This window comes from Polaribacter sp. IC066, from assembly GCF_007997085.1.
Classification (GTDB): domain Bacteria; phylum Bacteroidota; class Bacteroidia; order Flavobacteriales; family Flavobacteriaceae; genus Polaribacter.
Genome location: NZ_VORR01000075.1, coordinates 1 through 12,396, shown reverse-complemented (window position 1 = coordinate 12,396; position 12,396 = coordinate 1). Strand labels below are relative to the sequence as shown.

Sequence of the window (12,396 nt, the reverse complement as noted above, 5' to 3'; positions counted from 1 at the left end):
CGATAAATACATCTATAACTTTATTCTTGGGTTGAGTCTTAATATCCATTAAAACCCAGGGGTTACTAATTCCTAATAAGTCTGATAAACCGTTTAATTCCATCCTGAAATGTAATCATTTTTAACAGATCCATTGTTTTTAGCGAAGAGCCAGTTTATTTTACCAATAACATCTCTAAATACCTACAAAGTAAAGGTAGAAGAATGATGGGTTGGAATGAGATTATGGGGCATAATCTACATAATTATCAAGACCAAAAAGATACAAAAACAACTCAAAAACTAGCGAAAGAAAGTATTATTCATTTTTGGAAAGGGGATGTAGCTTTAGCAACCACAGCCGCTAGTGCTGGCTATGAAATTGTAAATTCTCTGCATAATTATACGTATTTAGATTATAAATACAAAAACTTACCCTTGTCTAAAGCCTATTCGTTTGACCCTATTCCTGAAAAACTAGACGAACAATTTCATGATAAAGTAATTGGTTTAGGTTGCCAAATGTGGGGAGAATGGATTCCTACAAATGGAGAAATGCATTACCAAGTTTTTCCTAGAATTGCAGCTTATGCAGAGATTGGTTGGACTGAGAAAAAGCACAAGAACTTTGGTACTTTTAAAGCTTCTTTAAAAAATTTACAAAAAAGGTGGACAGCAAAAGGAATTTATTTTGCACCTGATGCGTATCTTGAAAAATAGTTGCATTATCTGTAAGAACACTTATAAACAGCTTTATAAATAAAACCAGAGCAATTCTAAAAATATTTTAGAAATATGAATTGATTCCCTTTTAATTTTCAATTTTATAACCACTATAAAATATTTAAATTAGAGCAAATGTGTATGCTTAAGAACACCACTTATACTAACCCATATCACTAGCTTTTCTTTACTTAATGTTTTCTTATAAAGTACAAGTATAGATCTCATAAAACACTCTTAAAATTTTATAAAAAGTATTGTAATTCAACTAAAAAGAATTATATTATGTAAGATTAAATTATGATCCCCCAACTATGAAAACAAATACTTTAAAACAAGCAGCAATACTGTTAATTTCTGCAATCGGCTTATATTATTCAGGCCTCCATTTAGTATCAATATCTAGCATCAGATATTTGACAGATGCTTTAAATGTTATGACCTTTTTCTCTTGCTTTTTTCCTTTCTTCATTTTACTTTTAAATTTATCGATTAAAACTATTAAGCTATTTTTTAAACTTTTAGTGCACTAAATTCCAAACACATTTTGTAAAACCTATTTAAAATATTCTTATAAACACCTGGAGATAAACGCTTAAAGTTTTTGTTTTGTATCATAATAGCCCATTTATAGTAAAATCAAACTCTTTTATTTTAAAAACACTTGCAATGAGAGTAGTACTTTTGTTAGATTTATTGTTGTTTCTGATACGCTATTCAAAAATAACTAGGCGAAAAGTACCTGAAAAAAACACTTATTCGCGAAACCTCTACATTTATTTTCTAAAAATCACAGCTGCTACTAAACTCCTTTTTTTGACAATTGAACCTTAAATTTAAAGTAATTTCAGCGTGTTATTAATTGTTTAAAACGCATATTAAATTTTATAAGAAAAATTTTATTACAGTAATTAAATTCTAATTCCCCCCAATTATGAAAACAAATACTCTAAAACAAATCGCAATTCTTGCAGTTTCTACAATCGGCTTATACTATTCAGGTCTTAATTTGATAGATATATCTAGCATACAGACTTTATTCGATGCCTTAAATGTAATGACTTTTTTTTCGTGTCTTTTTCCTTTTTCAATTCTTTTTGCCCGCTTGTCTGCTCAACTGCTGAAATCGTTTTCTAAACTTTTAATAAGCTAAATTAAAAACAAACTATTATTATACATAAATATACCTATTCGTATTATTAACTTATAGTTCCCCCAAATTATGAAAGCAAATACTTTAAAAAAAATCGCGATTCTTGTAGTTTCGGCAATCGGCTTATATTATTCAGGTCTTAATCTGATAGAAATATCTAGCACACAGACTTTATTAGACGCCTTAAATATAAGGACTTTTTTTACTTGATTTTTTCTTTTTTTAATCTTGTCGTTAACTTTAACCGGTCAATTTTTAAAATCGTTTTCTAGACTTTTAGTTCACTAGATTTTATTATACAATAACATATCCATATTATTAACTTATAATTCCCCCAATTATGATACTAAGCACACCAAAACAAATGGCTCTCTTCGTAATTTCTGCAATAGGTTTATACTACTCTGGTCATAAGTTACTTACCACAACGAGTATACAATCTTTATTGGAAATTTTAAATCTGATTGTTTTTTTTGCATGTTTTTTTCTGTTTTTACTTCTATCGATAGACTTAACTACCAAATTATTTAAATCAATTTCGAAACCCGTTACAAACTAATTCAAAAATGCTGTTAGAAAATCTAAAATATCCTGTTCGTACTATGAACTTATAATTCCCGCAACCATGAAAAGAAATACTTTAAAACAAATAGCTTTACTTAACATTTCTGCAATTGGTTTATACTACTCAGGCCATAACTTATTAACTGCAACGAGTATCGAATCTTTATTAGATATGTTAAATCTGATTGTTTTTTTTTCCTTTTTTTTTCCTGTCTTCATTTTATCTTTAACCTTATTGGATCAACTTGGTAAATACTTTTTTAAGGTTTTAGCCAACTAAAAGCAAGTTATGGTATTCATAAAAACCAGAAAATAACAGGTATACAGCAGTACCTTATAATTCCCCGAATTATAAGGCTAAATTACTGCAACAAGCATCTATTATTTAAGTCTTAATTTAAAACAATAGTACATTTACCTCTTGGTATATAAAGGTTAACACTCTTATTCTTGCACCATTTTATGACTTCAAATTACAGGTTTAATCTCTCTATTTTTTAACTTAAATAAGGCAAAATTTCTTCTTTAGTTAGACCTAGAAAAATGCACTAAAAACTCCATTAATTAGATTTGATGCTATTATTCAAGGGCCTCTTTATAAAATATTATAATTACTACGCAATACGTAAATCTATAAATAAGAGAAATCCAGAAACACCTTAAAACATCGTTTTAACGCAAAAAAAGCTTCACCTTTTTGCAAAGCTCACCCTATAAAACGAATTTTAAAAGTTCTAAATTTAAAATAAGCCATTGCTTTTATATAGTTTAATAGCAGATCTTATTAACCTCGAAGTAATTATACCTTAAAGTTGTCTTACAATTTTATTCATTTTTCTTTTCCATTGACCTTTCGACTTCGCTCAAGATAAATTCCAAGAAACAAAAATCTAGACTTTTGATAATTTTATTGAATTCTACAAGATATTTCGCTATCGTGTCCAGACCGCAAAAGGGCTGTAGGACAGGTAACCGCTTCCTATCTTTTGAATTCTTACTAAAATTATCGTATGTCGGGTTTAGATTGTGAATGCTATATTCCGGAACTTCGGGAGTAGAAATCTGTCATCTAACGCACGGAACTGATGATGTCCTTTAACAAAATAGGTTCTTTAAAAAGTAAACTTCTATTGATGCGAGTTTAATAATCAGCTAATATAGATTATTATATACTACATCAATTCCCTAAATCAGTATTTTACATTTGAAGCAGAACTTACTATTTTATATCCATTGCTTACAACAGTTCCGTTATAATTATTGAGTAAATTACCATCATCTAAAACCTCATCGTTATGAAAAGACAGCATACTATTTTCAGTTAATACAGCATTCCATTGACCAGAGCCCGATCTAAAACATAGTTACTTGCCTCAATGCCGTTCTATTTTCGAAATTTTTTAATCTTACCGTCTCTAGTTAAATAGTACGTTCAGAAGCCGGTTTTGCATTCAAATTCTTGCTTCGAAAAAGTTTGCATTACATGGATTCTATCTAAACTTAAACTTGATTTTAACGCTGTTTTTTCAATTTTTGAGTTAATAAAAAAAACAACTAACAATATAATAAGTACTATAACTATATGTAGAGTTTTCATAAGAAAAGGTTTTAATTTTATGATACTTAACGATTTGCTACACATCAGGCTTTTAAGTTGTAAAATTTAAATATCGATACACATCGCCAATGTTTAGATACATTGCCTTTTTTAATTTGATTTGTTGTTGAACGTTATTGAAATAATCGATGTATCTACAAAGAATTTTCAAAAGCAACTAGCTTCCTGTTAATTCTATGAAAACTCTTTTTATGTTAACGAATCTTATACTTTTACAAAGGAAATTAAAGCCAAAAAACCCTGCTATTTCTAGCAAGGTTTTTTGTTATTGTATAGCATTTTGTTTAAGCTTAAAATGCTCTGTCTAAATTTAATAATGTATTGGTAGCTCTCATATAACTATTATAAATAGCCTCGTTTTTCATCAGTTCGTGAAAAGAATATTTACTTTTTGTGTTACTGACCACTATTTTATCTCCGTTTTTTAATTTCGCTTTTTGATAATTATCTGTTCTATTGTCAAGATATAAAACGGCATCTTTATGGTTAGATATCAATATGTTCTCATTTGTCAACAAATTAGACTGACCAGAAAGCCTGTCTAAAACAAATACGCTTGCCTTAATTGTGTTGAATCCTCGATGTTTTTTAACCAAAGCTGTTTCTACATAAAAGGATACTTCTTCAGAAGGTCTGCACTCAAAATCTTGTTTTGAAAGCTGTTGAAGTACATTTATTTCTTCTAAATTTAAAGATGTTTTTAGTGTTGTATTTTCGGCTTTCGAGAATGAAAAAAAACCAAGAAACAAGACAACAAAAGCGCTTACTATTTTTAAAGATTTCATAAAAAAGGGGTTTAATTTATTTTACTTTAAACCAAAGATAGCGGCTATATGTACCCTAAAACATAAACTTCGTTTAATGAGTCTAATCTTTCGTTGAATTGCCTACTTTCAAATGCAAACAGACTTAATTATATGAATATAAACACTTTAATATCTCAATAGTACTTGTAATAAAGCTAAAACACTAAAAATACTGCGATGTTGTTTAACTTTCTGTGTTTATTTTTAAAGGTTCTTAAGTAAACAAACTTAAAGAAGCTTTAAAAGTTTTTTTGAAAACAACTTTATATTTAAGCCAGCGGAATAGCTTTATTTCGCTGATTGTATAGCTAGTTCGTCTAGGAACAAGCTTTAACTTCAATTTCAAAAACCAAAACTATTTTTCTTAAAATTCAATAAATAGAGCAAAGAACAATAGCGTATAAAAAGTAAAAAAAAGATAAAAGGCAAGTATCTTAACGGACTTTAAATTGCTTATTTTTCTACAATTTTTATGTTTTTTTACTTGCTCAATATCATCAAACTGAAGTACACCCTATGTACCGAAACGTACTCCTTTTAATACTCCGATTTAACAGTATCTTTATGAACCATCTCGTCTTCTATATAACATTGAAACTTATTACTTGCTCGCTTTAAACTACTTTGAGAATTGAGTGAGAACGGTGTATTCGTCTTAAAATTACTAGACCAAGTATGGCAACAGCTGTAACTTCCGCAAGGACCAATGTCTCCAACGCGACTCGCTTCTTCTCGCATTCCTATTTGAAGCATCTCTATCCGCACACCAAAGGCATCGAAAAGGTGTTTAATTAATTCCCGATAATCTACACGTTTAGCCGCAGTGTAATAAAATGTAGCTTTCGTACCGTCTCCTTGGCAATCCACATCGGTTAGTTTCATCGACAAGCCAAGACCTTTAGCTAAAACCCGTGCTTTTTGTAAAGCGTCTAATTCAAAATCTTTCGCCAATCTCCATTTAGTTGCGTCGGCAGCATTTGCACGGCGATATATTTTCTTAAAAATATGCTTCGCAAGCACATTTTTTTTCTTGAGCTGCATGCGCACTAGTTCACCTGTTAAGGAAACATGGCCAACATCATAACCGCCCTTATTACCTGCCACAACTACTAATTCCCCGTTTTTAAGAGCATTTCTTTTAGGGTTGCTATAGAATTCTTTTCGAGATCCTTTAAATTTAACCTCTACAATAGTGCAAACATCATAATTAGCAGGCATCGCAAGATCTGTGAGCCAGTCATATACATCTGTTTGACTTTGACCATACACTTGACTCGTAGCATTACTTTTGATCGCCTTGGGAGTAGAAGAGCCTTCTTTAGAAAATTTAGTACGATTCATAGAATGTTGGTATCATCGGGTTTTTTAAGTTTTTTTTAAGTGTATAGGATTTTAGGTTTCTGTTTCTTACAAATAAGTCATCATTAATACTCATCTTCATCAATATCCATCAACATATTATAAGCCTCCTGCAATTCTAAAAGCGTTTTTTTATTTTCACTTTTTTGTGCAATCTTAATTCCTTTTTTATAAATCGTGATTGCATTTTCGAGGTCATTCAACAACTCATATAATTTTCCTAATTGATAATAACTTGCTAAATAATCTTCATCCTCCTTTATCAATCTCAAAAAACAATCTTTGGCTATCTCATTTTCCTCAATTCTAACATATTCTAATGCCAATGCATATTTCAAAAAAGAATCATTGCTGTCATCCTTTAAAAACTCTTGTATTTGTTCAATCCTATTTGTCATTATTTTATTTTTTGTGCTAAAATACCTTTCCCTGAAATATCAATAAAACTACTTTTAACAAAAAGGTGTTTTTTATTATTTATTTTGCCTATATTTTTCGTGGAACGATGCTCCTATTTTTTTCCAACTCTGTTCTTATATTTAAAAAATTCTTAAATACAGTTGTTTTTTTTTAACGCTGTAATTTACGCTCTTGAAACATTATGGATACCGATATATCTGTGCATAAAATTACCTCCTTAAAAAGATGTTTATTTTTGTTACTTCAAGATTAACAATACGCTTCATAAGCGGCTCTTAAATTCTCGGAAATTATTGCTATCGAACTTACTTCAATATGATGTCGTTCTACAAAATGAACCAATTTTCCGTCTTTAAATAAACCGATACAAGGTGATGACGGAGGAAAAGGTAGAAAGTATTTTCGTGCCTGCGCGGTTGCTTCAGTGTCAAAGCCAGCAAATACAGTTGTAATTCGGTTCGGCCGCTTCGTTGTCTCTAAAGAGAGTTTTACTCCAGGGCGTGCAGCTCCTGCAGCACATCCGCAAACGGAATTAACAACGACTAGCACGGTGCCTTTTGAATGAAGAGCCGCAGTTACTTCTTCGGCGGTGCCGAGCTCTTCAAAACCAACGGCAATCAGTTCTTGCTTCATTGGTCGTATTAATTTTTCTGAATACATACTTAATTTTTTAGATTTAAAATAAACTTTAGGCTTTAAAGAGATTCTTAAAGGACGCCACACTTTTTAATAAAAACTATTCGCTTAATACCTTATTAAAAAGAAAATAAAAAGGCATTTTTCACAGATCATTTCATCTGCTTATTACTAAAAAACATGTCTTATCGCATTGTTTTACCACTTAACATCTGCTACTTGAGCTGATGCTTTTGCATTTTGTATAGATACTTGTTGTGCTACTTTACGAGCCATTTCCAAATAGGCAATCGCTTGTGGTGTATCATCTTGTAGTACTGCTGGCTGGCCAGAATCGCCAGATTCGCAGATACTTTGTACCAAAGGTATTTCTCCCAATAAAGGAACTTCTAATTCTGCTGCCAATTTTTTTGCACCGTCTTTACCAAAAATATAATATTTTTTTTCTGGAGTATCTGGCGGACTGAAATAAGCCATATTTTCTACAATCCCTAAAACGGGTACATTTATAGAGGGCATTTGAAACATTCCCACTCCTTTTTGTGCGTCTGATAATGCCACAAATTGTGGCGTACTTACAATTACAACACCATTTAAAGGAACGGCACCAACTATAGATAAATGGATGTCTCCGGTTCCTGGAGGTAAATCAATAATCATATAATCTAATTCCCCCCAATGTGCTTCTTGAAATAATTGAATAACTGCTTTTGATACCATTGGACCTCGCCACACAAGTGCTTGTGAAGTATCCGTAAAAAATCCGATAGACAATAATTTAACACCGAAACTTTCTATGGGAATCATTTTGTTTACACCATTAATCTTCTCTGTCAGCGGTTTTGCATCCATTACATCAAACATAATGGTTTGAGAAGGACCATAAATATCAGCATCCACCAAACCAACCGACGCACCTAATTTTACCAAAGCCAAGGCTAAGTTTGAAGCTACCGTAGATTTACCTACACCACCTTTGCCTGATGCCACCCCAATAATATTTTTTACGTTTGGCAACATTGGCCCACTATTTTTACGCGCCGTTACATTAGAAGACATTTTTACGTTTACAATAGCTTTTTCGTCTATAAAATGTAAAACAGCATTTACACAAGCCTTGTGAATCATTTCTTTCATTGGGCAAGCAGGTGTTGTAAGTACAACCGTAAAAGTTACGTTTTTACCCTCAACTTCTAACTCCTTTATCATACCCAGTGTAACCAAATCTTTTTTTAAATCAGGGTCTTCTACATTCTTTAAAGCTTCTAAAACTTGTTCCTTCGTTATTTTCATGTTGGGCTCGTATTATATATTATTTTCTATTGACTTCTCTAATCATGACCAATTTATCGTCCCCTACAGAAACTAAATAATTATGATACCTACTCCAAATTAATTTATTTACCGAGTGGGTATGTGCTTCAAAATTTTCTTTTGTAATGCGTTTTAAAATTTGGTATGTTTTTGCATCCCAAATTTTAATGGTTTTATCTCGACTTGCAGTGGCAAACAAAGATCCGTCAGGACTAAATACGATATCATAAATAGCCCAATTATGTGCAGGAATTGATTTTATTAATTCGTAATTATCTACAGACCAAATATTTAAATGTGCATCTCTTCCGCCTGTTAACAGGAATTTACCATCTGGACTATATCGCACAATATTTGCTCCAATAATTTTTTCTGCAAGTTGATGTGCAATAAAATCTTTTTTGTACTCTAATGTATACAGGTCAAATATGAGCACATTAGAATCCCCTAAAGCAACAGCAATCTCTGAAGTGGTCTCATTAAAATCAATGCTACGGACTTTTTTCAGTGATAGTTTTTTCATGACACGCAAAGACAAAGTATCAAGATCACATACTGCAAAGTTACCATCGCCACCGGCGGTATAAAAGCAGTTGGTTTTTAATGAATATTGTATATCAAAAACAGGCCCTCTGTGATGTTGCAGTATTTTGATTTCTTCTTTCTTATCCAAATCAAGAATGTGAATACTGCCAGTAGTTGTTCCTGCGAGTAAAATATTTTTTTCTGGAATGTGACAAATGGTATAAATGGGTGCAGGCAATGCCGCTGAAAATTTTTCAGCTTGTAGCGTTTCTAAATTCCACAATGCAATAAATCGATCACTGCCACCGGTAAAAACAGTGTTTTCAGAGAAACCTTTGTCCATTGCGTATACACAACCACTATGCCCAGTAAGTGTTGCAATATGTGCTACATCAATCCCTATTTTAGTTGTTTTTTCCATGTTGACTTCTCTTTTTTACGTTCTTACCATTTTTTTATGCCAATTATTTACGAGAGCTATTTAGATTGTTTTGGCAGCTTTGGCTGCTTGTATAATGGCACCATAGAACAAGCTTCGCCGTACATAATGCTTTTTGCAACCGGACGTAAAAGCCGCGTAATTTCTACATAAGCAGCATTAGGAACTGGCAAATCGCCACATCCTTTTATAACAATGCGCGCATCTTTATACTCATGGATTGGTAGTTTGTTGAGCAGCTCGTGATATAAAACCGTTTCTAGTGTTTCTAAATCGCCAAACACCACTTTCTTTACAAAAGGCGTTAAGTGTGTTGCTAATAACATATATGCCCACGTAGGAACAATAGCGTCTTCAGAGCAAATAAGTGCCACATACTTGTCTTGGTATGCACTCCAATCTTCATTTTTTATAAAGGCACGAAAATCTTTTTCTCTCAATATTAAACCTTCAAATAAACGTTCTTTAATATCAAAAAGTACCCGCTCTCCTTTGGGATAAAACGTTTCAAGGTTGATGTTAATGATACCGCTCAATGCTACTTTATTAATTATTTTATGTTCCATTTTATATCAATGCTAATTAAAATTTAACCGTTCCTTTTGGTATTTATGTATCTGTAAGAAGGTTTAAAGTTGTTGTTTTTTTTGGTCGATGTAACAGTACCATTTGCTAAAATTCAAAAACGAGGTTTTTCAATTTATATAAGAATTGAGCCCCCAACTAGTAAGTTCGTGTTGCACTAAATTATGTGCAAGTTTGTTTATTGGTAGCTTATAGTTTTAAAAGGCAAAGAACTTACCCAACTACATGCAACGAATCTTTCTTCGCAAATAATTCTTCTTCACTTTCTCGCCAATTATCGTCATCTACACAGCAGTCTACGGGGCAAACGGCAGCACATTGGGGTTCATCATGAAAGCCAACACATTCTGTACACTTATCTGGCACGATGTAATAAACTTCGTCTGATATCGGCTCTTGCAGTTCATTTGCATCTGTGGTCAATCCACTTTTAGACGTAAACGTTCCTTCGAGCGATGTTCCGTCAGAAAATCGCCATTCATCGGCTCCTTCGTAAATTGCATTATTAGGGCATTCCGGTTCGCAAGCGCCACAGTTAATGCATTCATCTGTAATTATAATCGCCATTTTTTTGTTTTTAATTTGTTTGCAGCGTTGCTAAACGGTTCTATTTCTAATAAAACCTAAAAAGGTTTGCTTCTTTATACGCCAAACGATTCTCCGCAACCACAAGTACTGTTTGCATTTGGGTTGACAAATACAAAGCCTTTTCCGTTTAAGCCTCCTTCATAATCGAGTTCTGTACCGATTAAATATAAAAAGCTTTTTTTGTCAACAGCAATTTTTATTCCTTTGTCTTCAAAAATCTTATCGGTCTCGGTCATCACGTTGTCGAACACTAGTTTATAGGTAAGACCTGAACAACCACCACCATCAACCCCAACGCGTATAAAGGTTCCTTCTGGGCTATTTTCGTCTGCTATTAACGCTAACGCGTGTTGTTTTGCATTTTCTGAAACTGTGATCATTGTTTTTTTTTTGATTTATTGTTGTAATTCTTTGTTTTCTATTGGTAGTCCTTTAAATAAATTTTCAAAAGTCTCTGAAGCTTCTTCTTCTCCATTAGATAAATCGGCAAGTGTTATTTTATCGAGCACATTATCTATTGCAGATTGAACAATAGTCCAAAGTGAACGAATAGAGCAATCGACAGAATTACTGCATATTTTCATTGTACCTGCATGATTAACGCAAAACTCTTGATCAAACAAACGCCCACTGAGCGCTTTTAAAATATCATTTATAGTAATTGTATCCGCAGGTTTAGCAAGCACATAACCTCCAACATGTCCTTTAGTGCTATTCACCAATCCTTCAATGCGAAGTATTCTTGTTAGTTTAGAAACATTAGGTTGTGAGAGTCCTTCTAACTCACTCAATTGAGGTATGCTTACCCCAATATTGCCCTTGCATTTTGCAATTCGCACCAATATTCTTAAACCATACTCGTCTTGTGCCGTTATTTTCATTGCTTAAAAGTTTTAGTACTACCTGCTGTTAAATACAAATAAAGCCATGGCAAATGTATGGATTGTTTTTTTAATCTATACTAAAAAGTATATATTAATTTGTACTAAAAAGTATGAATTGTTTCTTTATAAAACAAAAATGAATATTATTTATTGTTTGGTTATTTTAAAAACGTGTTCCTTTTCTAAAAGAGAACCGCTATCTGACCTTATTTGAACTACAAACCATTTAGAAACTATAGATGTGAACGCTACCCCGAGCTTTAATGATCTTAACAGTGAACGTTAACCCTTGCCAAAGAGGTCTTTTACAGTAGTAAGATTATTATTTAATGTTTTTCATATTTTTATCTGATTTTAGGAACAATCAACTTTACACTAACCTAACTTATTTTTACTTAATTTTAATCGTAAACCTTCAACTTCGCTTTAAGTAAAAACACAATCCACAATAAATATTTTAAAAACGGGAATTTATACTATTTTAAATTTAAATTATACAGTTTTACATCATCACAATTTCGTTTTTAGACAATCATTTTTTTACTACCTTTTTAAAAAAAACAGCTAGATAATGATAAAGTTTTTAGATAAAAAAATAATATCATAAACTTATACAGGGCAAACTCACACTTTTTTTCCTTAAAAAAGCATTATAAATAGCTATTTTATAGTTGTTTAAGTTGTTTTAAAACCGTATATTATACTGATAATCAATACATTAACAGTATGAATCCAGATAGTAAAATAATAAGTATTTTTGGTAAGTTAGAAGACCCTAGAAGCCATATAAATCAATTACATGA

At 31.9% G+C, this 12,396-nt stretch carries 11 protein-coding genes; 1 reads left to right on the top strand and 10 read right to left on the bottom strand.

What is annotated here, in order from left to right; translation table 11 throughout:
- Positions 1 to 114 precede the first annotated feature (114 nt).
- Positions 115 to 699, top strand: a complete 585-nt coding sequence (locus ES044_RS17100; RefSeq protein ID WP_147120519.1) for a family 20 glycosylhydrolase — start codon at positions 115 to 117, stop codon at positions 697 to 699.
- Positions 700 to 4,327: 3,628 nt separating this feature from the next.
- Here the strand turns inward: ES044_RS17100 and ES044_RS17095 are convergent.
- The 10 genes from ES044_RS17095 to ES044_RS17050 form a co-directional block, all read right to left on the bottom strand.
- On the bottom strand, positions 4,328 to 4,822 hold the full coding sequence (locus tag ES044_RS17095) for a hypothetical protein (protein ID WP_147120518.1): 495 nt from the start codon (positions 4,820 to 4,822) through the stop codon (positions 4,328 to 4,330).
- Positions 4,823 to 5,380: 558 nt separating this feature from the next.
- Positions 5,381 to 6,184 carry a regulatory iron-sulfur-containing complex subunit RicT gene (gene ricT / locus ES044_RS17090; protein ID WP_147120517.1) on the bottom strand — a complete coding sequence of 268 codons (804 nt, stop codon included), beginning with the start codon at positions 6,182 to 6,184 and terminating at the stop codon, positions 5,381 to 5,383.
- Between the two features lie 83 nt (positions 6,185 to 6,267).
- Entirely contained in the window at positions 6,268 to 6,600 is a 333-nt protein-coding gene (locus tag ES044_RS17085) for a tetratricopeptide repeat protein (RefSeq protein ID WP_147120516.1), read from the bottom strand.
- A 271-nt stretch (positions 6,601 to 6,871) separates the two neighbouring features.
- Positions 6,872 to 7,282 carry a BrxA/BrxB family bacilliredoxin gene (locus ES044_RS17080; RefSeq protein ID WP_147120520.1) on the bottom strand — a complete coding sequence of 137 codons (411 nt, stop codon included), beginning with the start codon at positions 7,280 to 7,282 and terminating at the stop codon, positions 6,872 to 6,874.
- A gap of 174 nt (positions 7,283 to 7,456) precedes the next feature.
- A complete protein-coding gene (locus ES044_RS17075; RefSeq protein ID WP_147120515.1) occupies positions 7,457 to 8,551 on the bottom strand; it encodes an Mrp/NBP35 family ATP-binding protein in 1,095 nt (364 codons plus the stop codon).
- Between the two features lie 19 nt (positions 8,552 to 8,570).
- Positions 8,571 to 9,518, bottom strand: coding sequence for a WD40 repeat domain-containing protein (locus tag ES044_RS17070; RefSeq protein WP_147120514.1), 948 nt, complete (start codon positions 9,516 to 9,518; stop codon positions 8,571 to 8,573).
- A 56-nt stretch (positions 9,519 to 9,574) separates the two neighbouring features.
- A complete protein-coding gene (locus tag ES044_RS17065; RefSeq protein ID WP_147120513.1) occupies positions 9,575 to 10,102 on the bottom strand; it encodes a DUF2480 family protein in 528 nt (175 codons plus the stop codon).
- A gap of 232 nt (positions 10,103 to 10,334) precedes the next feature.
- Positions 10,335 to 10,688, bottom strand: a complete 354-nt coding sequence (locus ES044_RS17060; RefSeq protein ID WP_147120512.1) for a 4Fe-4S dicluster domain-containing protein — start codon at positions 10,686 to 10,688, stop codon at positions 10,335 to 10,337.
- Between the two features lie 74 nt (positions 10,689 to 10,762).
- Positions 10,763 to 11,089 carry a HesB/IscA family protein gene (locus ES044_RS17055; RefSeq protein ID WP_147120511.1) on the bottom strand — a complete coding sequence of 109 codons (327 nt, stop codon included), beginning with the start codon at positions 11,087 to 11,089 and terminating at the stop codon, positions 10,763 to 10,765.
- A gap of 15 nt (positions 11,090 to 11,104) precedes the next feature.
- Positions 11,105 to 11,590, bottom strand: a complete 486-nt coding sequence (locus ES044_RS17050; protein WP_147120510.1) for an RrF2 family transcriptional regulator — start codon at positions 11,588 to 11,590, stop codon at positions 11,105 to 11,107.
- Positions 11,591 to 12,396: the final 806 nt, after the last annotated feature.